General features: G+C 65.3%; 17 protein-coding genes, 1 pseudogene and 1 CRISPR repeat array (1 of these 19 cut by a window edge). Of the genes and pseudogenes, 11 read left to right on the forward strand and 7 right to left on the reverse strand.

Features of this window, described 5'->3' with window-relative positions:
• The first annotated feature begins 321 nt into the window (after positions 1–321).
• Positions 322–948, forward strand: coding sequence for a YiiX/YebB-like N1pC/P60 family cysteine hydrolase (locus tag DSC_RS14000; RefSeq protein ID WP_014161852.1), 627 nt, complete (start codon positions 322–324; stop codon positions 946–948).
• Positions 949–1,029: 81 nt separating this feature from the next.
• A complete protein-coding gene (locus DSC_RS14005) occupies positions 1,030–1,254 on the forward strand; it encodes a hypothetical protein (RefSeq protein ID WP_148268148.1) in 225 nt (74 codons plus the stop codon).
• A 195-nt stretch (positions 1,255–1,449) separates the two neighbouring features.
• Here DSC_RS14005 and DSC_RS14010 read toward each other — a convergent pair whose 3' ends face one another.
• From DSC_RS14010 to DSC_RS15800, 4 genes and pseudogenes are all read right to left on the reverse strand, one after another.
• Positions 1,450–2,169 (reverse strand): methyltransferase family protein, encoded by a 720-nt coding sequence (locus DSC_RS14010; RefSeq protein WP_014161854.1) that lies wholly within the window; start codon positions 2,167–2,169, stop codon positions 1,450–1,452.
• 74 nt (positions 2,170–2,243) lie between these two features.
• Complete coding sequence (locus DSC_RS14015) at positions 2,244–2,954, reverse strand: methyltransferase domain-containing protein (RefSeq protein ID WP_014161855.1); 711 nt, start codon at positions 2,952–2,954, stop codon at positions 2,244–2,246.
• A 253-nt stretch (positions 2,955–3,207) separates the two neighbouring features.
• Positions 3,208–5,502: an NADP-dependent malic enzyme gene (locus DSC_RS14020; RefSeq protein WP_014161856.1), complete on the reverse strand. Its 2,295-nt coding sequence runs from the start codon at positions 5,500–5,502 to the stop codon at positions 3,208–3,210.
• 242 nt (positions 5,503–5,744) lie between these two features.
• Positions 5,745–6,496, reverse strand: a pseudogene (locus DSC_RS15800) (cation:dicarboxylate symporter family transporter); the annotation flags it as partial.
• Between the two features lie 138 nt (positions 6,497–6,634).
• On the opposite strand from DSC_RS15800, the gene DSC_RS14030 reads away from it, so the two are divergent.
• On the forward strand, positions 6,635–8,743 hold the full coding sequence (locus tag DSC_RS14030) for a phosphoglycerol transferase I (RefSeq protein ID WP_014161859.1): 2,109 nt from the start codon (positions 6,635–6,637) through the stop codon (positions 8,741–8,743).
• 230 nt (positions 8,744–8,973) lie between these two features.
• On the opposite strand, the gene DSC_RS14035 is transcribed toward DSC_RS14030, so the two are convergent.
• Together DSC_RS14035 and arfB are read right to left on the reverse strand one after the other, a co-directional pair.
• Positions 8,974–9,534 carry a lysophospholipid acyltransferase family protein gene (locus DSC_RS14035; RefSeq protein WP_043290734.1) on the reverse strand — a complete coding sequence of 187 codons (561 nt, stop codon included), beginning with the start codon at positions 9,532–9,534 and terminating at the stop codon, positions 8,974–8,976.
• Positions 9,535–9,580: 46 nt separating this feature from the next.
• Entirely contained in the window at positions 9,581–10,012 is a 432-nt protein-coding gene (gene arfB / locus DSC_RS14040) for an alternative ribosome rescue aminoacyl-tRNA hydrolase ArfB (RefSeq protein ID WP_014161861.1), read from the reverse strand.
• Between the two features lie 128 nt (positions 10,013–10,140).
• Between arfB and DSC_RS14045 the strand changes: the two genes are divergently transcribed.
• The gene (locus tag DSC_RS14045; protein ID WP_014161862.1) at positions 10,141–10,788 is read left to right on the forward strand and encodes a DUF2059 domain-containing protein; all 648 of its coding nucleotides are present in this window, start codon (positions 10,141–10,143) and stop codon (positions 10,786–10,788) included.
• A 7-nt stretch (positions 10,789–10,795) separates the two neighbouring features.
• Here DSC_RS14045 and ung read toward each other — a convergent pair whose 3' ends face one another.
• On the reverse strand, positions 10,796–11,506 hold the full coding sequence (ung, locus tag DSC_RS14050) for a uracil-DNA glycosylase (protein ID WP_014161863.1): 711 nt from the start codon (positions 11,504–11,506) through the stop codon (positions 10,796–10,798).
• Positions 11,507–11,648: 142 nt separating this feature from the next.
• Between ung and DSC_RS14055 the strand changes: the two genes are divergently transcribed.
• The 7 genes from DSC_RS14055 (at position 11,649) to cas2 (ending at position 19,473) form a co-directional block, all read left to right on the forward strand.
• A complete protein-coding gene (locus tag DSC_RS14055; RefSeq protein WP_014161864.1) occupies positions 11,649–13,883 on the forward strand; it encodes a CRISPR-associated endonuclease Cas3'' in 2,235 nt (744 codons plus the stop codon).
• Between the two features lie 197 nt (positions 13,884–14,080).
• Positions 14,081–14,755, forward strand: a complete 675-nt coding sequence (gene cas5c / locus DSC_RS14060) for a type I-C CRISPR-associated protein Cas5c (protein WP_014161865.1) — start codon at positions 14,081–14,083, stop codon at positions 14,753–14,755.
• Positions 14,752–16,587, forward strand: coding sequence for a type I-C CRISPR-associated protein Cas8c/Csd1 (cas8c, locus tag DSC_RS14065; RefSeq protein WP_014161866.1), 1,836 nt, complete (start codon positions 14,752–14,754; stop codon positions 16,585–16,587). Before cas5c ends, cas8c begins: the two co-directional genes overlap by 4 nt.
• Positions 16,584–17,474: a type I-C CRISPR-associated protein Cas7/Csd2 gene (gene cas7c, locus DSC_RS14070; RefSeq protein WP_014161867.1), complete on the forward strand. Its 891-nt coding sequence runs from the start codon at positions 16,584–16,586 to the stop codon at positions 17,472–17,474. The genes cas8c and cas7c overlap by 4 nt, the downstream gene beginning before the upstream one ends.
• Positions 17,475–17,496: 22 nt before the next feature.
• Complete coding sequence (cas4, locus tag DSC_RS14075) at positions 17,497–18,129, forward strand: CRISPR-associated protein Cas4 (protein WP_014161868.1); 633 nt, start codon at positions 17,497–17,499, stop codon at positions 18,127–18,129.
• 2 nt (positions 18,130–18,131) lie between these two features.
• Positions 18,132–19,166, forward strand: coding sequence for a type I-C CRISPR-associated endonuclease Cas1c (cas1c, locus tag DSC_RS14080; RefSeq protein ID WP_014161869.1), 1,035 nt, complete (start codon positions 18,132–18,134; stop codon positions 19,164–19,166).
• Positions 19,167–19,182: 16 nt separating this feature from the next.
• A complete protein-coding gene (gene cas2 / locus DSC_RS14085; protein WP_014161870.1) occupies positions 19,183–19,473 on the forward strand; it encodes a CRISPR-associated endonuclease Cas2 in 291 nt (96 codons plus the stop codon).
• A 175-nt stretch (positions 19,474–19,648) separates the two neighbouring features.
• Positions 19,649–22,677: a CRISPR direct-repeat array (repeat unit 31 nt; unit sequence GTCGCGCTCTCACGAGCGCGTGGATTGAAAC) (it continues 351 nt past the right edge of the window).

Below are 22,677 nucleotides of genomic sequence, written 5' to 3' on the forward strand. Positions count from 1 at the left end.
CGGTGGCGATCCTGGAAGCGCTCAAGCGCGCCGGCGCCCTGCGCGCGGAGCTGGATCATCCAAGGCTGGGCCTGGCGCAGGCTGCCGGGATTCGGCAAGGCCCTGTCCCTGCAGCATCGAAGCGACCGCTTTTCGCCCCCTCCCTTTTGCGCAGCAAAGGGGAGGGCCGGGGAGGGGTCGCTTTTCGCCGAACTGGCCATCGACCCGTGGCGCGGGTCAGCGCGTCCTTCGGCCGTGGCCGTGCTCCCGCCCGATGCCACCCACCGGCTGCGCCAGGGCCTGGCGATAATGAGGCGTCCTTCCTGGCGCCGCACCCTGCCCATGCGAACGTTCCTGCTCCTGCTCTGTCTGCTGCTGGCTCCGGCCATGCCCGCCTCTGCGGCGGAGCTGCAGGCGCGCGCTGGCGACCTGCTGTTCGTCACCGCCGCCAAGGCCGGCCTGAGCGGCGCCATCGACGATGCCACCGGCAGGCAGGGCCAGGCCAGCTACGACCACGTGGCGCTGGTCGCCCACGACCCGGGCACGGCGATCGTGCTGCATGCCGACGAGGAAGGTTCGCGCCGGCAGACCCTTGCCGCGTTCATGGATGAAGCCAGGGCCCGGCACCGGCAGGTGGTGCTGTACCGCCTCAAGGGCCAAGCGCGTGATGCCATCCCCACTGCGATCCGTCAGGCGCGCACGATGCTCGGCCGGCCGTACAACTTCACCTACGTGCAGGCCGAGGACAGCTACTACTGCTCGGACTTCATCGAACGCGCCTTCCGCGCGCATCACGTGTTCGCGCTGCAGCCAATGAACTTCCAGAATCCGCGGACCGGCCAGATCTCGCCGTACTGGATTGCCTTCTACCGCGACAAGGGCATGGACGTGCCGCAGGACCAGCCCGGCACCAACCCCAACGACATGGCGGCCTCGCCCGCGCTGGAGCGGGTCGGCACGCTGCCCTGAACGCAGGGTGCCGCCATGGTCACGCCTGCCTAACCGCGCCACGCCGATGCTGAAACCCCGACTCAACCCGCGGAGATACAGATGAAACTTTTGCAAATGTTGGCCCTGGGCGCGGCAGGTGTGATCGCCTACAGGCTGTGGAAACAGCGCCAGCCGACGCGTGCGCCAATGACTGACTATGAAATCGACTACGGCGATGCCTCCCCGCCGCACGGCGATGCGCTGCTTGGCACCCGCTCGGCCGAATTCACGCCCGAACCGGTGATCGCCGCCGCGCAATCCAGCCGCGGGTTCGGCGAGACCTGAAGCCGGAGTGAGCCTTCGAAGGGGCGGCCAGGATGACCGCCTCGCAGACGGGCCTGCCCCATCACCGCGTGCTGTTCTGGTTCAGCACCCTGAACGCCTTGCCCCATGCCCAGGAAGGTCGGCGCCGGATTGCAGGCATCGTGGATCAGTCCGACCGATCCGTTCCTTCTGAAATCACTCCTGCAAATCGGATATTCAGACCTTTACCAAGCCGGTTTTCTTCAGCGAACGCACCAGGACATACAGGGCGAGCCACAGCGCCAATCCGGCGATGACAAGTCCGGTGCTTGGCAACGCGCTGGGCCCGGCGACGCGGTACTGGCTCCAGATCTCCGCGGCGGCCAGGGTGACGATAAACACGAAAAACGTGTTGTATTCCTTGAGAAGGACCCGCCGCCAGTTGAAGGTCATTGCTGCCGTTGAGCGTTTCCAGCCTTTCCAGCGCGGCACCCATCGATTCACACGGCGACAATACGCATTGTATTCCTGGCCGAACTTCGCCCCCAAAAAATCCTCCTCTGCCGCCACGATACTGACGTAGGCAAAAATAATGAGCGGGACGAAGATGAGATAGAACGCAAGCGAGTGCATGATCAGCGCCAGGCCCACCGCCATCAGGATGTTGCCGACATAAAGCGGATTGCGACAGTGCGCAAAAACGCCGCCTTCTATCAACTTGTCTGCGTAGACCTGGCGATCCTGGCCGCCCCTTTTGATGTACTCGTAACCGATCGTGACCACACGCAGCGCCTGTCCGCTCAGGCCGACGAGGACGCCGATGATGTCCAGCGCCATGTTCAGGTCAGCGCGGCCCAGCGGATACGAAGGCCGGCCGATGACGGCAGCCAGGATGAACAGCAATGGCGCCAATATGTTCCGATAGCGAAACAGGAATTTTCCGATTTCCTTTGTCATGCGCCATTTCCTCTGCGAGGGTGATCCAGACCTGCCCCCGCAGGCCCTGAAGGGGCGTCGGGGTTGAAGGCTGTTTACTTGATCGCCAGAAAGCCCTCGAAGCACACGTACTTCTGGATCGTCATGATGTCCTGAAATCCCGCCCGCTTGAGCAGGTCGATGTTGCCCTGGGTCGAAAAGGGCTCCATGACGCCCTTGATGCTCCGGGATTTGTTGATGATTTCCGCTTCACTGAACCCGTTATCGATCTTGAATTCAATGTAGACTTGATTGGCATAGTCTTGGAACCTGCCGTCGGGAGCACGCACTTTCTCGAACATGAAAAATGCGCCGCCCCAGTTCAATGCCTGATATATATTTTCAATGATTTTCTGCCTGACTCTTGGTGGCATAAACTGGACGGTGTAATTGGCGACCACCATGTCGCAAGGCTGCAGTTCGATATCGAGCGCGTTTGCATGGACAAAGGAAAGCCGCGGATCATGCTTTGCAAGACTTGCCGCCTTTTCAACCATGTCCTGCACGGTGTCGATGCCGATCAGGTTCAGCCCCTCTTTCTTCGGGTGTTGCTGCGCCAGCCTGAGCAGCATCTGGCCGGTGGAACAGCCGATATCGTAAACGGTGCTGTCCGGCTTCAGAAAGAAGTCGCTGTAGTGACAAATCAGCCGGTGGCCGCTGTCGTACAGGGGGATCGATTTCTGAATATGGGAATCAAAGCTCTCGCTGATGTTCTCGAACGACCATCCTGCATTGTGTTGATTGATGTTTTCGTCAACGGCATTCATTTGGCGGCTTCAAGGTCGAGGCGCAACAGTAGTTAGTGGTGATACCGGTACAGGTGTCGGAAAATTGTAGCTGTGCGTTGTAGACCTCGAGCGGCGATTGGACCTGGTGTCGTGCGCGCGGGCGCGTGTTGAGACTGAGCGCGATCGGGTCCATGACCTTGTCCCAAAAACGTAGCCGTTTGCTGCGCGGACGTCCGATTGTCATTTTTTTGCAAACTGGATATGGAAAGGGCAGCCAATCCTGCAGCGCACCCTACCCGGCGCCCTTCTCCGCCGCCAGCTGCTCGCGGATCTGCGCGTCGACCGCGGCAATGGCGGTCATGTTCAGCACCCGGCGCGGGGTGGCGCTGCTGGTGAGGATGTGGACCGGCTTGGAGATGCCCATCAGGATCGGGCCGATCGCCACGCCCTCGGTGAACACCCGCACCAGGTTGTAGGCGATGTTGGCCGCTTCCAGGTTGGGCAGCACGAACAGGTTGGCGCGCCCCTTCAGGGTGCTGTTGGGCATGATCTGCCGGCGCAGCGCCTCGTCCCAGGCAGTGTCGCCCTGCATCTCGCCGTCGACGTTGAGGTCCGGCTTGCGCTTGAGCAGCAGCTCGCGCACCGCGCGCATCTTCAACGCGTCCCTGGAGTCGTGGCTGCCGAAGTTGGAGTGCGACAGCAGTGCGATGTTCGGCTCGATGCCGAACAGCTTCAGGCGATAGGCCGCCTGCAGCGTGGCTTCGGCCAGCTGCTCGGCCGTGGGATCGTCCTGCACGTGGGTGTCGACGAAGAAGAACGCGCCCTGCTGGTTGATCACCCCGGTCATGGCCGAGGTCGAGGTCAAGCCCTTTTCCAGCGGGATCACGCTGCGCGCATAGCCGAGCTTCTTGTGGAAGCGGCCGACGATGCCAGCGAGCATGGCATCGGCTTCGCCACGGGCCACCATCACCGCGCCGATCAGGGTCGGGCGCGAGCGCATCAGGTTCTTGGCCGCCGCCACGGTGACCCCCTTGCGTTCGGTCAGTGCGTGATAGGTCTGCCAGTACTCGTTGAAGCGCGGATCGTCGTGGATGTTGGTGACTTCGTAATCCTTGCCGGCGGTCAGGCGCAGGCCCATCCGGGCGATGCGCTGGGCGATGATGTCCGGGCGACCGATCAGGATCGGAAAGGCCAGGCCTTCATCGACCACCGTCTGCACCGCGCGCAGCACCACTTCCTCCTCGCCTTCGGCATAGGCCACGCGCTTGCGCTTGCTGCGCGCCCGGTCGTAGACCGGCTTCATCATCAGGCCGGTGCGATAGACGAACTGGCTCAGCCGCTCGCGGTAGGCGCCCATGTCGGCGATCGGGCGCTCGGCGATGCCCGAGTCCATCGCCGCCTGGGCCACGGCCGAGGACAGCTCCACCAGCAGGCGCGGATCGAGCGGGCGCGGGATCAGGTAATCCGGGCCGAAGCTGGGGGTTTCGCCGCCATAGGCCGTGCCCAGGTCGGAGGCCTCGCGCCGGGCCAGGCCGGCGATGGCCTTGACGCAGGCGACCTTCATCGCCTCGTTGATGCCGGTGGCACCGCAGTCCAGCGCGCCGCGGAACAGGTACGGAAAGCACAGCACGTTGTTGATCTGGTTCGGGTAGTCCGAACGGCCGGTGCCGATGATCGCGTCCGGGCGCGCGGCCCTGGCATCCTCGGGCAGGATTTCCGGGTTCGGATTGGCCAGGGCGAAGATGATCGGCCGGGCGGCCATCGTGCGGACCATGTCCTGGGTCAGGATGCCCGGCGCCGACAGGCCCAGGAAGATGTCCGCGCCTTGGACGATCTGCGCCAGGGTGCGCTTGTCGGTGTCGCGCGCGTAGCGCTGCTTTTCCGGGTCCAGGTCGCTGCGCCCGGTGTGGATCACCCCGTCGCGGTCCAGGGCCAGGATGTTCTCCGGTTTCAGGCCCAGCGAAACCAGCATGTTGACGCAGGAAATGCCGGCCGCGCCCATGCCGGTGGTGGCCAGCCTGACCTCCTCGATCTTCTTGCCGGTGACGATCATGGCGTTGAGCACCGCCGCCCCGACGATGATCGCGGTGCCGTGCTGGTCGTCATGGAACACCGGGATGTTCATTTTCTCGCGCAGCGCGCGCTCGACGATGAAGCACTCCGGCGCCTTGATGTCCTCCAGGTTGATCCCGCCGAAGGACGGTTCCAGCGAGGCGATGATCTCGACCAGCCTGTGCGGGTCCCTCTCGTCGATCTCGATGTCGAACACATCGATGCCGGCGAACTTCTGGAATAGCACGCCCTTGCCTTCCATCACCGGCTTGGCCGCCAGCGCGCCGATCTCGCCCAGGCCCAGCACCGCGGTGCCGTTGGTGATCACCGCCACCAGGTTGCCGCGCGCGGTGTACCTGCTGGCGGCCTTGGGATCGGCGGCGATTTCCTCGCAGGCAAAGGCCACCCCCGGCGAATACGCCAGGGCCAGGTCGCGCTGGGTGATCATCGGCTTGGTCGCGGTGACCTTGATCTTTCCCGGCGGATGCTGGCTGTGATAGTCCAGGGCGGCTTGCTTGAGTTCTTCTTTGGACATCGGCGGCGAGGCGTCCTGGAAAGCTGGCGAGGGTCGATTCTAGCCCCGCGTCGCTGACCGAACCGGCAGCGGGGGTGCATCTCCCATTTGGCGGCGCGGCCGACAAAGGCGATGTGGGAGCCGCTTCAGCGGCGATGGAGCCTTCCCGGTGGAGCCCATCGCCGCTGAAGCGGCTCCCACGGACGCGGTATCGGTTCCCACGACCGACCCGCCAGGGCTTGTCGGCTGTGGTCGGCCATGGCTCAGCCCCGGATCGGCAGCCGGTCCGGGTCGCTTTCCAGCTTGCCGTCCGGCGCCGCCTTGAGCCGGTCGCGGTCCAGCGCGTTCTCCCAGCGCGAGACCACGATGGTGGCCGCCGCGTTGCCGGTGAAGTTGGTCAGCGAGCGGCACTCGGACATGAAGCGGTCCACGCCCAGGATCAGCGCCATGCCGGCCACCGGCACTTCCGGCACCACCGACAGGGTGGCCGCCAGGGTAATGAAGTCCGCACCGGTGACGCCGGCGGCGCCCTTGGAGCTGAGCATGGCCACCCGCAGCAGGGTGATCTGCTGGCCCAGGGTCAGCTCGGTGTTGGTCGCCTGGGCGATGAACAGCGCCGCCAGGGTCATGTAGATGTTGGTGCCATCCAGGTTGAACGAGCAGCCGGTCGGCACCACCAGGCCGACCACCGACTTCCTGCAACCGGCCCGTTCCATTTTTTCCATCAGCGAAGGCAGTGCCGACGCGGAGGAGGAGGTGCCCAGCACCAGCAGCAGCTCGGCCTTGAGGTAGCCGACGGGCTGACCAGGGTCTTGGGGATGATGTCCATCAGCAAGCCGGTGACGGTCATCTGGTGGGTCGCGGTGACGTGCTCATCGACCTTGCTCCGGTCCAGGTCGGCCACCTTGACGTTCATTCCCGCCGCTGGCTGGACCACGTGCGCCACCACCATGTCCACGATCAGCGCCAGGGTGGAAAAGAACAGGAAACAGACCATCGCCTTGGCAAACACCCGGTTGCACGCGGCTTTCGGTCACAGCGACCAGGCACTGCGATCCATCGCGTTTTGTCATCACTTGTTCATGGAAAAGTTGTAGGTCGGAACCGTTCGTCGCTACGCTCGGCCTCCCCAAGACCATGGAAGCCGGGCTGCATGCACCCGTTCGTGTTGACGGCCGCGATGTTGATGATGGTGGGCCTGTTGCTGGCGTCGGGCCGCTGGGCGTGGCTGAAGGCCGGCGTGCTGTGCTTGCTGGCGGTGCTGCTGAGCAGCTGGTGGTTCATCGACCGGCTCAGTGGCGATGGCCTCAACGCGGCCACGCTGTATCACCTGAAGGCCGGCATGGGAGGCGCCGGCGTGTCCGACTTCACCGCCGACATCGCCGTCTATGCGGCGCTGTTGCTGCTCTCGCTGTTGGTGCTGGTGCTGGGCCGGATCACGCGTTTCCGCAGGCTGGCGCAGGGACGGACCGTGTTCGCCGGCTTCATGGCCGCGGCGCTGGTGGCGGTGCTGGCCAGCCCGCTTCGAGGCGATGGCCTGCGCCTGTACCGGCAGACCCGTCCGGCCGACGGCAATGCGGTGGCCGCCGAATACCGCGTGCCGCGCGATGCGCTGCCGCACCGCAGGAACATCGTGTGGCTCTACGGCGAAAGCCTGGAGCGCACCTATTTCGATCAGAAGACCTTTCCCGGCCTGCTGCCGCACCTGCGCAAACTGGCCGGCCAAGGCCTGGATTTCCGCGGCATCACCTCGGCCGCCGGCGGTGGCTGGACCATCGCCGGCATGGTCTCCTCGCAATGCGGCGTGCCGCTGACCGCCGCGCCCAGCGATGAAAACAGCTTCGGCCGCATGGCCAGCTTCCTGCCCGAGGCGCAGTGCCTGGGCGACTACCTGCGCAGCCAAGGCTATCGCAACGATTTCATCGGCGGCGCCGACGGCGCGTTCGCGGGCAAGGCCAGCTTCCTGGCCAGCCATGGCTACGACGACGTGCGCGACCTGGCCTGGTTCCGGCAGCAGGACATCGGTCCGGAACATTTCTCCGCCTGGGGCGTGCATGACGATGTGATGCTGGACCAGGTGTGGCACCGGTTCCAGGCGCTGGCCCGCAACGGCCAGCCGTTCATGCTCAGCGCGCTGACCATGGACACCCATCATCCGGCCGGCCACCTGCCGGTGGCGTGCAAGGACACGCACTACCAGGGCGGCGGCTTCAAGCACGTGGCGCTGCTGAGCGCGCTGCACTGTTCGGACCGGTTGATCTCCGAACTGGTGGAGAAGATCCGCAGCAGCCGCTGGGGCGAGGACACCGTGATCGTGGTGTCTTCCGACCACCTGGCCATGCCCAACGAGCTGACCGACGCGCTCGAGCGGATGCCGCGCGAGAACCTGCTGCTGATGCTGGGCAAGGACATCGCACCACGCCAGGTGCAGGCCAGGGGCGGCAGCACGTTGGATTCGGGCGCCACCCTGCTGTCACTGCTGGATCCGAAGCTGAAGGCGATCGGCTTCGGCCGCTCGCTGCTGGACCCCGACAATGCCCCCAGCGCCAGCGCCGCCTACGCGCGCCAGGACGGCGCGGACTATCCGCGCTACCTGGCCTACGCCCGTGGGCTATGGACCGGCCATCAAACCCGCGCGCTCAGGATCCACGACGAGCGCATCGTGGTCGGCGTGCAGGAAGTGCGCCCGCCGGTCCTGCTGGACTACGACGCGCAGTGGAACCTGAAGAACATCACCCTGGAAGACACCCCGCGCCAGTTCCGCAGGGCCAGCCCGGAAAACACCCTGGCCTACGTGGACCGCTGCACGGCGTTCGACAACGATTCGCCCGACAGTGGCTGGTGCGCGCTGCTGGTCAACAACGCACGCGACGCGCGCCTGTACCGCAGCAGCGAGCTGGCCCACGGCGTGCGCGTGGACGCGCCATTGCAGCGCCTGGCCGGCACGCGCCTGGAGCCGCGCCAGCCGGTGATGGTCGGATCGGCCCTGCGCCAGACCGCGCCAGGGCGCTACCAGGTCACCCTCAACACCCGCCATCGCCCCAGCCACGCATTCTGGGTCGAGGCGATGGATGGCCAGGGCAAGGTGCTGGCCCAGCATTGGGCGCTGCCCGATCCGACCGGCCGCATCGAGATGCAGCTGGAGCTTGAGCGGGAAGTGGACGACATCCAGATCCGTGCCTGGCTCGGTTCGCCGGACGACATCTCGGTGGCCGACGGGGTCGCGCTGGTGAAGACCCGTGGCCCGGCGGGGAACTCCTAGCAGCCTGTCGGGCTTTGGCCGGCCGGGGGCTGCACCGGCAGCGGTGGCTTGCTGGCCTTCGCCGCGGCCATGGTGCGGGCATGCGCTGACGAGCTGCACGGCCTGCACCCGGAAATCTACGTGCGCGTGCGCCAGGCGGCAAGGCGCGGAACAAGGCTTGCGCCCTGTTCGTGCACAGCAGCGGAGGGCGCGCCTGCCATGAAGACGCGCAACGCGCGCCGCGCAACCGATCAGGTGCTGCCGCGGTGTTTGCCCATCCACGGGGCATACCAGGCGCGGATCGCGGCCATGTCGGCCTCGGCATCGCCGGTGGGATGGAACAACGGCCCCAGCCCGACGACTTTCTCCGGGTAGTGGAAGTAGGCCAGCAGGATCGGCACCTGGGCGCTGACGGCGATCTTGTAGAAGCCGCTCTTCCACTTCTCCACGCGCTTGCGCGTTCCTTCCGGGGTGACCACGAACCAGATGCGCGGGGCGGCGCGAATGGCGTCCACCGCCTGGCGCACCACGCCACCGGCGTTGGCGCGGTCCACCGGGATCGCGCCCAGCCGGCGCAGCAGCGGTCCCAGCGGCCACCAGAACAGCTGGGCCTTGCCCAGCACCTTGACCTCGAAGCCGCAGGCGATCTTGACCGCCATGCCCCACAGCCCGTCCCAGTTGGACGAGTGCGGCGCCACGATCATCACCAGCTTGGGCACGTCGGGCAGCTCGCCGGCGATGCGCCAGCCGCACAGGCGCAGCAGGCTGCGCCCGCACCAGCGGGTGAAGCGGTTGGGCTTCACCCGGGGCATGTTGGGCGGGGCAACCGGGATCTGGCCGGGCGGCCGTGGCGTGGGCTCAGTCCCAGTCACGGGTGTTCCGGTTGCGCTTGACCTGGCTGCGGGTCTTCTTGGCATCGAGCCGGCGCAGCCTGGAGGCCCGCGTGGGCCGGGTGGCGACCCGCGGCTTGGGCACCGACAGGCCCTGGGCGATGATCTGCGCCAGCCGCTCGCGTGCATCCTGGCGGTTGCGGTCCTGGGTGCGGAAGCGCTGGGCCTCGATCACCAGCACGCCTTCATCGGTGAGCCTGCGGTCGCGCCGGGCCAGCAGGCGGCTGCGCAGCAGCTCGGGCAGCGAGGGCGAGCCGGCCACGTCGAAGCGCAGCTCCACCGCGGTGGCGACCTTGTTGACGTTCTGTCCGCCCGCGCCGCTGGCGCGCACGAAACGCTCGACCAGCTCGTCGTCGGGGATCGTCAAGTGAGGCGTGATCTGCAGGGAGCCGGCGGCCATGGGCCGGCATTGTAGGGGATCGGCGTGGCTACCCACGGCTGACCACTGCGACCATTTAGTGAAATTTTTACACGGCGCACGCGCCACCTCGGCACCATCGCCTGCCTCGCTTCACGCTCGAGCTGCGCATGCCATATCCCCGATTCGCACCTGTCCTGCTGCTGATGTCCCTGATGGCTGCGATCGCCCCGCCCGCGCTGGCCCGCGAACCCACCGACGAGGAGATCGAGCGCCTGCTCACCGCCTCGCGCGCGCAGAGCATGCTGGCGGGCATCCAGCCGCAGGTGGAAGCCATGCAGCGCGAGCAGTTCGCCCAGCTGACCCAGGGCAAGACCCTCAGCCCCGAACAGCAGGCCGAGATCCAGCAGATCCAGCTGAAGACCTCCAACATCGTGCGCCAGGCGCTGGCCTGGGAATCGATGCGCCCGGTGTACCTGGACGTGTATCGCAAGACCTTCGACGACGACGACGTCAAGGCGATGACCAGGTTCTACGAGTCCAGGGCCGGCCAGCACCTGCTCGACCGGACCCCGGTGATGATGCAGACCCTGATGGTGGCCATCCAGCAGAAGATGATCCCGCAGCTGGAAGCCCTGCAGGCCGAGGTCAAGACCGTCTCGGCCGAGCCGCTCCCGGCCCCGCCGGTATCGCCGCCGGAAGCGCGCAAGAAGCCGGCGACCAGCAGCACCAGGAAGAAGTCCACCAGCAGCAAGAAGTCCTCGTCCAGCAAGTCAGGCACGGCCACCAAGACGACCACCCCCCAGAAGGAGCCCTGACCGGCGGTCAGGCTTCCAGCTGCGCGCGCCGCGGCAGCGTCCAGTCCACCGCGCCCAGCCCGTGGCGTTCCAGGTACTGGTTGGCCTGGGAGAAATGCCGGCAGCCCAGGAACCCGCGATGCGCCGACAGCGGCGAGGGATGCGGCGCCTTGAGCAGCCGGTGCCGGGCGGGGTCGATGACCCTGCCCTTGGCCTGCGCATAGCTGCCCCACAACAGGAACACCAGGTGTTCGCGCTCGGCCGCCAGGGCCTGGATCACCTGGTCGGTGAAGCCCTCCCAGCCCTTGCCCCGGTGTGCGCCGGGGCGGCCTTCCTCGACCGTCAGCACCGCGTTGAGCAGCAGCACGCCACGCCGCGCCCACGGGCCCAGGCAGCCGTGGTCGGGTGGCGCAACCCCGACGTCGCTGGCCAGTTCCTTGTAGATGTTCTGCAGCGATGGCGGCACCGGCACGCCCGGCGGCACCGAGAAGCACAGCCCGTGCGCCTGGCCGGCGCCGTGGTAGGGGTCCTGGCCCAGGATCACCACCTTGACCTTGTCGAAGGGCGTGGCCTCGAAGGCCGCGAAGATCTGCGGCCCCGGCGGAAACACGTGCACGCCGGCCGCCTTGCGCTGGCGCAGGAACGCCGACAGCTGCTGCATCTCCGGCCGCAGCAGCCAATCGCCCACCCGCGCCTTCCACGACGGCTCAAGCTGGATGCGGGGTTCGGGATCGGACATGCGGGAGCTCACGGGTCCAGGCGGCCTGCCAGCATGCCCAACCTGGGTCCTGTGGTCACCTCTTCTCACTCCATGAGATCGGGCTAGATAAGCTTGCACATCATCGGGACAGCAGGGTTGGTCCCGCCACAGGGGGAAGGAAATGGAGTTCTACGCGCATTCGACCGACCGGAAAGACTGCTCGGATTGGCAGGGGTTGCGGGCGCATTTGTTGGGCGTTGCGGAGCGGGCCTCGACCAATGCTGCGCCATTCGGCGGACAGGAACTGGGCTGGATCGCGGGTGCACTGCATGATCTGGGCAAGTACACCCGGCGATTCCAGGATCGGCTGAGAGGCGAGGTCCCACGCGTGGACCATGCCACTTGGGGTGCCCGAATCGCGCAGCAGCGCTACAAGGGGCTGGGCACACTGATGGCCTACGCCATCGCGGGCCATCATGCCGGCCTGGCCAACGGCACCCTTGGCGAAGCTCGGTCCTGTCTGCGCGAACGGCTGTCCGAGGACTACCTGCTCCGCGAATTGCCGCCGTTGCTGCCGGAGTGGGAACACGAGCTCGAGCTGCCGCAACGGCTGGCGCTGCCCACCCGGTTCAGTTCGGTGTCGACCAGGCCGGCATTCCAGTTCTCGCTGCTGGCGCGTATGGTCTTCTCCTGCCTGGTGGATGCCGACTTCGTCGATACCGACAACTTCTACCGGCGCATCGAGGGCCGCGATCCCCGCCCAGAGCGCACCGGCCCGTCCCTGGACGTCCTGCGCGCAAAGCTGGATGCCCATCTGGTCAGCCTGCCCCGACAGGGCGGCATCAATCCGCTACGGGCGGATATCCTGAAACACGTCCGCGCCCAGGCCACGCACAAGCCCGGGCTATTCTCGCTGACCGTGCCCACCGGCGGCGGCAAGACCCTGGCCTCGCTCGCCTTCGCCTTGGACCACGCCATCGCCCACGGCCTGCGCCGGGTGATCTACGTGGTGCCGTTCACAAGCATCATCGAGCAGACCGCCGCCGTGTTCCGCAGCGTGTTTGGTGAACTGGGCGAGGATGCCGTACTGGAGCACCACAGCGCTTTCTTCGACGATCCGAAGTCGGAGCTGCAATCGAAGGAAAAACGCCATCTGGCGATGGAGAACTGGGACGCGCCGATCATCGTCACCACCGCCGTGCAGTTCTTCGAAAGCCTGTTCGCCGACCGTCCCGCACGCTGCCGCAAGCTGCACAACATCGCTGCAAGCGTGGTGATCCTGGACGAGGCACAGACCTTGCCGTTGCATCTGCTTCGCCCGTGCATGCAGGCACTGGACGAACTGGCGCTCAACTACCGTGTCAGCATGATGCTCTGCACCGCGACCCAGCCGGCGCTGGGCAAGGCCGATGGCTTCAAGGACGGCCTGGAAGGCGTGCGCGAACTGGCGCCGGATCCACCAGGGCTGTACCGGCAGCTCAAGCGGGTAAGCGTGCAGCACGCCGGCCCGCTGGACGACGCCGCGTTAGCCGGCCACCTGCGCAGCCGGGAGCAGATCCTCTGCATCGTCAACAATCGCCGCCACGCGCGCGCATTGTTCGATGCCATCGCCGACCTTCCAGGTGCATGCCATCTGACCACGCTGATGTACGCGCGCCACCGCAGCCAGGTACTGCAGGACCTGCGGACCCGGTTGAAGGCAGGCCAACCATGCCGGCTGGTGTCGACCAGCCTGATCGAAGCGGGAGTGGACGTTTCGTTCCCGGCCGTGTTGCGCGCCGAGGCCGGCCTGGACTCGATCGCCCAGGCTGCCGGCCGCTGCAATCGCAACATGGAGTGGGCGGTGGAGGACAGCCAGGTCCTGGTGTTCGAAAGCCCGGATTGGGCGCCACCGAAGGAGCTGAAGTTGTTCGCAGAGGCGTTTCGTATGATCGAACGCCGGCACCGTGCCGACCTGTTGTCGCTTGAAGCCGTGACCGACTACTTTCGCGAGCTGTACTGGCGCAGGGACGGCCAGCTTGGCGAGATGCTGCTGCAGTTGTTCGATGGCGCCATCGTCGACGATCTGCCGCTGGAAACCTTGGCAGCCCGGTTCCGGATGATCGAAGCCAACATGCGACCAGTGATCGTGCCCTACGACCCGCAGACCGGCGCGGAAGACCCCTTCGTGGCCAGCGTGCTGCGCGATCTCGAATACGCTCCGGGCGCGGCCCGCAAGCTGCAGCCATTCCTGGTACAGGTGCCCCGGCAAGGCTACGACGCGCTGTGGAATGCCGGTGCGATCCAGCCGGTGGCTCCGGAGCGCTATGGCGAGCAGTTCGTCCGGCTGGTCAACCCGCGCCTGTACCACCCGAAATTCGGACTGCATTGGGACGACAATCCCCAGTTCTTGGCGGCGGAAGGGCTCGTCGGATGATTCGCTCCTCTTTTTTCTTTCCGCACCGGATGCGGAGATGAGACCTCGGCCGCGGCCATGCTCGTGGCAGGTCTGCGAGGCATCAGCGGATTTTCCGATGGGATTGTGTGAGACAACCCAAAAATACGACATGCCCACCTGTCGCAATCCCTGCGACTGTGGCGGGTGAAGATTTCGATGAAACAGGGGGACAAGAGATGAGTTACGGGGTGAAGCTGCACGTCTGGGGCGAACGCGCGCTGTTCACCAGGCCCGAGATGAAGGTCGAGCGCGTCTCCTATGACGTCATTACGCCGTCGGCTGCGCGCGGCATCCTGGAGGCGATCCATTGGAAGCCGGCCATCCGCTGGGTGGTGGACGGCATCCAGGTGCTCAGGCCCGTGCGATTCGAATCGATCCGGCGCAACGAGGTCGGAGGCAAGTTGTCCGCCGCCAGCGTTGGCAGGGCGATCAGGGCTGGACGGACAGACGGACTGGTCAACTACGTCGAGGAGGACCGCCAGCAACGGGCGGCGACCCTGCTGCGCGACGTGGGCTATGTGATCGCCGCGCATTTCGAGCTGACCGCTCGGGCCGGGCCGGAGGACAGCGTCGGCAAGCACCTGGACATCTTCAACCGGAGGGCCCGGCGCGGGCAATGCTTCCAGGCACCGTGCCTGGGTACGCGCGAATTTCCCGCCAGCTTCGCCCTGGTCGAGAACGGCTACGACCTCCCCATCGCGGATGCCTCGCTGCAGGGCGAGCGCGACCTGGGCTGGATGTTGCACGACATCGACTTCGCCGACGGCATGACCCCGCGTTTTTTCCGGGCGCGCATGGTCGATGGTCTGATCCAGGTGCCGCCGCCAGGCGACGAAGGAGTGCACGGATGATCCTGTCCGCGCTCGACGAATACTACCGGCGCCTGTCGGACGACCGCGAGTCCGGCATCGCCGCACCAGGCTACAGCCAAGAGAAGATCGGCTACGCCATCGTGCTGGACGCGGACGGCCGCGTGGTCGATGTGCAGGACCTGCGTGACAGCAGCGGCAAGAAGCCGGCGCCGCGCCTACTTGGCGTGCCTCAGCCTGAAAAACGCACAGTCGCGGTCAAGTCGAACTTCCTCTGGGACAAAACCAGCTATGTGCTTGGGATCGGGAAAAACACGGCACGGACCCAGCAGGACCACGCCGCCTTCAAAACCCTGCACCGGCAGGCACTGGCCGGCAGTGAGGACCCTGGGCTGAAGGCGCTGCTGGCGTTCCTCGATGACTGGACGCCGGCCCAGTTCGCAGACAATCCTCTCTTCTCTCGCCATGGCGAGGCCTTGCTCGATGCCAACCTCGTCTTTCGCTTCGATGACGGCACGCAGCAGTTCCTGCACCAGCGACAAGCCGCGCGCGATGCATGGAACAGGCAGCAGGCACTGGGCGCGGACGGCGTGCGCGGCATGTGTCTCGTCACTGGCCAACAGGCGCCAATGGCCCGCCTGCACCCAGCCATCAAAGGCGTCAATGGCGCGCAGAGCTCCGGTGCCTCCATCGTTTCGTTCAACCTGGATGCGTTCACGTCCTACGGCAAGAGCCAGGGCGAGAACGCACCGGTGTCCGAACAGGCTGCTTTCGCCTATACCACCGCGCTCAACCATCTCCTGCGGCGCACCGAGGACAATCATCAGCGCCTGCAGCTGGGGGACACCACCGTGGTGTTCTGGGCACAGGGTGCAGGCGCCCAGGCTGCCGAGGATTTCGTTGCCACCTTCTTCGGTACACAGCAACCCGACAGCGAAGGGCTGGACGATGCCCAGGCAACCCGGCGATTGGCCCAGGCGCTGGAACAGCTACGGCAGTTGCGGCCCTTGCGCGAACTGGACAGCCGCCTGGACGAGGACACGCGCATTTTCGTGCTTGGCCTGGCGCCGAATGCCTCGCGGCTATCGATCCGATTCTGGGAAACGACATCGCTGTCAAGCTTCGCCAACCGCCTGGCCGACCACTACCGAGACCTCGCGCTGGAACCATCGGCCTGGAGGCGCCCGCCAACGCCGCAGTATCTGGCCCTGCAGACCGCACCGGTCTATGGAGAGAACGGCAGGCCCAAGGCCGAGGACGTGCCGCCGCTTCTGGCCGGCGAACTGACGCGCGCCATCCTCACCGGCATGCGCTACCCGCGCAGCATCCTTGGCGCGATCGTGATGCGCTTCCGCGCCGACGGGCAGATCAGTCCACTGCGCGTGGCACTGTGCAAGGCCGTCCTGGCGCGCGAGGCGCGGCTGGGCATGCACCATGGAACGTCAACCAACAAGGGGGAACCACCCGTGAGTCTTGATACCAGCAATACCGACCCCGGCTACCTGCTGGGGCGGCTGTTCTCGTCGCTTGAAAACCTGCAGCGCGCCGCACTGGGCGCGCAGGTCAACGCGACCATCCGCGACCGTTACTACGGCGCTGCCTCGGCTACGCCTGCAAGCATCTTCCCGGTGCTGCTGCGCAACGCGCAGAACCACTTTGGAAAATTGCGCAAGGACAAGGCCGGGCTCGCGATGAGCCTTGAAAAGGAAATCGGTCAGATCGTCGATTCCTTGCCACCGAGCCTTCCACGTAGCCTGCTGATCGAAGCGCAAGGCCGCTTCGCCATCGGCTATTACCACCAGACCCAGGCGCGTTTCGCCCGCAGCGGCAACCAGGACGCCCCCCTTACCGACTCCGAAGGAGAAACCGCATGAGTGCCATCGCCCACCGCTATGAGTTCGTCTACTTGTTCGATGTCACCAATGGCAACCCCAATGGCGACCCGGACGCCGGCAACCTGCCACGCCTGGACCCGGAGACCAACCGCGGCCTGGTCACCGACGTGGCGCTCAAGCGAAAGATCCGCAATTACGTCGCGCTGGAAAAGGAAAATGAAGCCGGCTATGCGATCTACATGCAGGAAAAGGCAATCCTCAACCAGCAGCATCAGAAATCCTGGGAAGCACTCGGAATTGCGCCCGATGTCAAGGATGGCTTCAAGAAGCTGCCCAAGGACGAAGCCAAAGCACGCGAACTGACCGCATGGATGTGTGGAAACTTTTTTGACGTCCGGACCTTCGGCGCAGTAATGACCACCGGTGTCAATGCCGGCCAGGTGCGCGGCCCGGTGCAGCTCGCCTTTGCAACATCGGTGGAACCGGTATTGCCTCTGGAAGTTTCGATCACACGTGTGGCTGTCACCACCGAGAAGGAATCCGAAGCCCAGAGTGGTGACAATCGCACGATGGGCCGCAAGCACATCATCCCTTACGGCCTTTACCGCGCTCACGGCTTCGTCTCGGCCAAGCTGGCCGAACGCACCGGTTTCTCCGAGGACGATCTGCAGCTGTTGTGGCGCGCACTGACCAATCTGTTCGAACACGACCGGTCGGCGGCACGCGGCGAGATGGCTGCGCGCAAGCTGGTCGCGTTTGAGCATGAGCATCCGATGGGCAACGCGCCGGCGCACGCGCTGTTCGACAAGGTCAAGGTGACGCGTGTGGAAGGCCAGTCCGAAACGCCGGCACGCGGTTTCGCTGATTACCGGGTCCACATTGATCGCGAACTGCCGGTGGGCGTGACCCTGATCGAAGTGTTCTGAAGTGCGGCGCAGAGCGGATGCCATGGACGACGAAGACCTGATCCCGCTCTCCGCCCTCCAGCATTATCTTTACTGTCCGCGCCAGTGTGCACTGATCCATCTGGAGCAGCAGTGGAAAGAGAACCGGCAGACGGCCGAAGGCCGTCTATTGCACGAGCGCGCCGACGTTCCGCAGGCCGAACGTCGGCGCGGCGTGCGCACCGTGACCGCGATGCCCCTGCTGAACCTGCAACTGGGCATCACCGGCAAGGCTGACGTGGTCGAGTTCCACCACACCGAGTCCGGCGAACGCGTCTTTCCCGTCGAGTACAAGCGCGGGCGCCCCAAGTCACATCGAGCCGATGAGGTGCAGCTGTGTGCCCAAGGGTTATGTCTGGAAGCGATGCTGGACACCCACGTCTACGCCGGCGCCCTGTTCTACGGCCAGACCCGGCGCCGCAAGGACGTGACTTTCGACCAGGAACTGCGTGCACTGACGCGGGCCACCATCACCGGCACGCGTGCCATGCTGGCGTTGGGGAAAACGCCCTCGGCCCGCTACGAGGCAAAACGCTGCGACCCCTGCTCGCTGCTCGACCTGTGCCAGCCGCGGCTGCTCGGCCGCCGCAGCGTCCAAGCCTGGCTCCAGCGCCAGCTCGAACACGAGGAAGAATAGCCATGCGCCGCCAGCTCAACACGCTTTACGCCACAACTGACGGTGCCTGGTTGCGCAAGGATGGCGCCAACATCGTGCTGGAAGTTGAGCGCCAAGAGCGCGCGCGCCTACCCGTGCACATGCTGGAGAGCCTGGTCTGCATCGGCCGCGTGGCGGTATCTCCGCAGTTGCTCGGCTTCTGCAGCGCACAGGGCATCAGCATCTGCTACCTGACGCCACAGGGCCGCTTCCTGGCACGGGTCGAGGGGCCAGTATCGGGCAACGTACTGCTTCGGCGTGAGCAGTACCGGCGCAGCGACGACCCCTCCCGCTGCGCCGCCATCGTTCGTAACCTGCTGGCCGGCAAGATCCACAACCAGCGTGCCGTGCTGGCGCGCGGCTGGCGCGACCACGGCGACCGGCTGGCTGACGCACCCGCTTTTCAGCACGCGCTCAAGCGGCTGCGACGCATCCCGCAGCGTCTTCTTCTGGAGAACGACGTGGATATCCTGCGAGGGCTGGAAGGCGAAGCGGCGCAGGCCTACTTCGGCGTGTTCGATCAGCTCGTGCGCGCTGAATCGCCGCTGCTGCGCTTCGGTGGCCGCAACCGCCGCCCTCCGCGCGACGCCTTGAACGCCCTGCTCTCCTTCCTCTACACCTTGCTGACGCACGACTGCCGCTCCGCATTGGAGACCGTTGGCCTGGACCCTGCAGTAGGCTTCCTGCACCGCGACCGACCAGGACGCCCCAGCTTGGCGCTTGACCTGGCCGAAGAATTGAGGCCACTGCTGGGCGAACGCCTGGCGTTGTCCCTGATCAACCGCCGACAACTGAATGAACGCGACTTTCAGGTCTTCGACAATGGCGCAGTGCAACTAAAGGACGAGGCCCGCAAGAACGTGCTGGTGGCCTACCAGGAGCGCAAGCGCGAACAGCTGCAACACGCGTTCCTGGGCGAGAAGGTAGACATTGGACTGCTGCCCTTTGTGCAGGCTCAACTGCTTGCACGCCACCTGCGTGGAGACTTGGACGGTTATCCGCCGTTCCTGTGGCAATGACGCGGAGCCATGCGCGATGATGGTCTTGGTCAGCTATGACGTGAGCACAATCGCCCCCGGCGGAGAAAAGCGACTGCGCCGGGTCGCCAAGGCCTGCCGCGACGTGGGTCAGCGGGTACAGTATTCGGTCTTTGAGATCGAGGTCGAACCTGCGCAGTGGGTCCAGCTGAGGCAGCGACTGTGTGACCTGATCGACCCTGAGTGCGACAGCCTGCGCTTTTATCAGCTGGGCGCGAAGTGGGAGGGCCGCGTTGAACACATCGGCGCCAAGCCCAGCGTGAACTTCAAGGGTCCACTTATCTTCTGATGCGAACCCCAAGCAACCGGAAACAACCGGGCCGGTTCGCGCGCAGCTAAGTCATTGATCCGCATGGATGGGACCCCTGTGGTGGCCCCTGCAACCGATCGAGATGCGCATCCGTCAACTCGGTTCGCATTGTTGAGTCTTTTCCCCTGTCCAGCCAAGCATTTATGCTGAGGGAGTCGCGCTCTCACGAGCGCGTGGATTGAAACACCAGCTCCAGCGTGCTAGCGATTGAGAAGATCACGTCGCGCTCTCACGAGCGCGTGGATTGAAACACCGCCGGTGGCCGGCCCGGCGAGATCGGCCGCGGTCGCGCTCTCACGAGCGCGTGGATTGAAACATCGCCTGGTGCCGCGCCACTGGCCGTGACGTCAAGTCGCGCTCTCACGAGCGCGTGGATTGAAACTCATACGGCAACAGGCTGGGGATGTAGCGGCCATGGTCGCGCTCTCACGAGCGCGTGGATTGAAACACTCCGTGGGCGCGGCAGGCCACGCTGCCTGACTGTCGCGCTCTCACGAGCGCGTGGATTGAAACGGCCTGGCCATGTTCTCTGTGCCGCATGACCAGGCGGTCGCGCTCTCACGAGCGCGTGGATTGAAACCTGTTCAAGTCCTTCTAAGGGGCCCCGCGATGAAGCGTCGCGCTCTCACGAGCGCGTGGATTGAAACCCGCATGCGGCCCGGCTGACGGCCAAGGGCGCGGGTCGCGCTCTCACGAGCGCGTGGATTGAAACTGTGCTATGCCGCTGGGCGGCGGATGGGGATGTGGCGTCGCGCTCTCACGAGCGCGTGGATTGAAACTGCCGCGGCGGCACGCGCCGGTTCTTCGCCGCCCGTCGCGCTCTCACGAGCGCGTGGATTGAAACATACTATGCCCGATTCCCCGCGCAGATTGTGCGTGGTCGCGCTCTCACGAGCGCGTGGATTGAAACTTCATCATGCGGCCGTCTGCGCCGCCGTCGGTCTGGTCGCGCTCTCACGAGCGCGTGGATTGAAACGCAATGCCGCGCTTGAGCTTGCCCACGTGTATCGCGTCGCGCTCTCACGAGCGCGTGGATTGAAACACCTTTCCAGCCGTCGGCCAGTACGACATCCGCGGTCGCGCTCTCACGAGCGCGTGGATTGAAACGCCGAAGCTGGTCCAACGCTTGCCGGCATCGTCGGTCGCGCTCTCACGAGCGCGTGGATTGAAACGCATTCAGCACGGCGGCTGCGACCCAGCAGGCCAGTCGCGCTCTCACGAGCGCGTGGATTGAAACACGACGCTCTCGGTCACCTTTGACGTGGACGGCGACGTCGCGCTCTCACGAGCGCGTGGATTGAAACCGACAAGCAGCCGAAGCACGACTACACGCAGCGAAAGTCGCGCTCTCACGAGCGCGTGGATTGAAACTCGACTGTCATGCCGGCATCGCCGGTGCGCAGAGCGTCGCGCTCTCACGAGCGCGTGGATTGAAACTCCTTGGCCAGGCTGCGCAAGGCCTGGCGCACGCGTCGCGCTCTCACGAGCGCGTGGATTGAAACTCGCCGATCTGGGTCGATGGCCAGCGGCATCCGCGTCGCGCTCTCACGAGCGCGTGGATTGAAACGCGTCCAGGTCGTAGAACCGCACGCCAGCCTGCGTCGCGCTCTCACGAGCGCGTGGATTGAAACTTCCACGGGTAGGTGATCGGCCCCAGGATGTCGTGTCGCGCTCTCACGAGCGCGTGGATTGAAACATCGTCGGCTACCGGGGCATGATCGACCTTGCGCGGTCGCGCTCTCACGAGCGCGTGGATTGAAACTCCCCGAATCCCTCGCCCAGCTCGCCCACCAGCGCCGTCGCGCTCTCACGAGCGCGTGGATTGAAACGTGATCTTCTGACCGGTCTCGAACGGCGGCCAGGTCGCGCTCTCACGAGCGCGTGGATTGAAACCTGCAACGGCCAGGACGTAGCTTGCATCCACCGGTCGCGCTCTCACGAGCGCGTGGATTGAAACTACGACGATGCAGCGGCATCTGACATCACAGAGGGGTCGCGCTCTCACGAGCGCGTGGATTGAAACTTCGTATCCGGCAGCCTGGCCGACTTGCCGACCAGGTCGCGCTCTCACGAGCGCGTGGATTGAAACAATTTCCCGCCACCTCAGCACTCGCGGTTGCGCCCAGGTCGCGCTCTCACGAGCGCGTGGATTGAAACCGCTTCGTCGGCACGACGATGGCGTTCGAGGACCGTCGCGCTCTCACGAGCGCGTGGATTGAAACCACGCTCGTTACACGGCCGTCCAGTGCCTGGACAAGTCGCGCTCTCACGAGCGCGTGGATTGAGACATTGTGTGCCCATCTGCCTGGCCCAGGCATCGGCGGTCGCGCTCTCACGAGCGCGTGGATTGAAACGGTTCCTGGCCCGCCGGCCAAGCGAGTTGCCGTGTCGCGCTCTCACGAGCGCGTGGATTGAAACTTCGGTTGATCGAAGGCGGGCGAGGGTGGGGCGGTGTCGCGCTCTCACGAGCGCGTGGATTGAAACGCCAGCAGCTTCGCCGTGGCGATGCGCAAGCGGTTGGTCGCGCTCTCACGAGCGCGTGGATTGAAACATCCCATTGCCCTCATGTCACGCCTCCACCGCATGTCGCGCTCTCACGAGCGCGTGGATTGAAACAGGTGCGGTTTGAGGTCGACGGCGACGGCAACGTGTCGCGCTCTCACGAGCGCGTGGATTGAAACTGCCAGCAGGCCGGGATCAGCCCTCGCCCCACAGGTCGCGCTCTCACGAGCGCGTGGATTGAAACACCGCCGGCGGCCACGTGCTGCTGATCGGATCCAGTCGCGCTCTCACGAGCGCGTGGATTGAAACGTCCTGCCCAAGGCCTCGGCCACGGTCATCGCCGGTCGCGCTCTCACGAGCGCGTGGATTGAAACCGCACGCGCGGCACCTCCGCGCACCAGCAGAACATGTCGCGCTCTCACGAGCGCGTGGATTGAAACAAGCGCAGCGTGTTCGACGACATCTGCGCTTTCGTCCCGCTCTCACGAGCGCGTGGATTGAAACAGTGGCGTATTGACTGCAACATGCGTGCCGATGCAAGTCGCGCTCTCACGAGCGCGTGGATTGAAACATCGTGTGAACCTCGGCCGACTTGTACGCACCAAGTCGCGCTCTCACGAGCGCGTGGATTGAAACTACAACTGGCGCTGTGCGATGCATCGTGACGGTCAGGTCGCGCTC

This window comes from Pseudoxanthomonas spadix BD-a59 (genome assembly GCF_000233915.3).
Taxonomy (GTDB): Bacteria; Pseudomonadota; Gammaproteobacteria; order Xanthomonadales; family Xanthomonadaceae; genus Pseudoxanthomonas_A; species Pseudoxanthomonas_A spadix.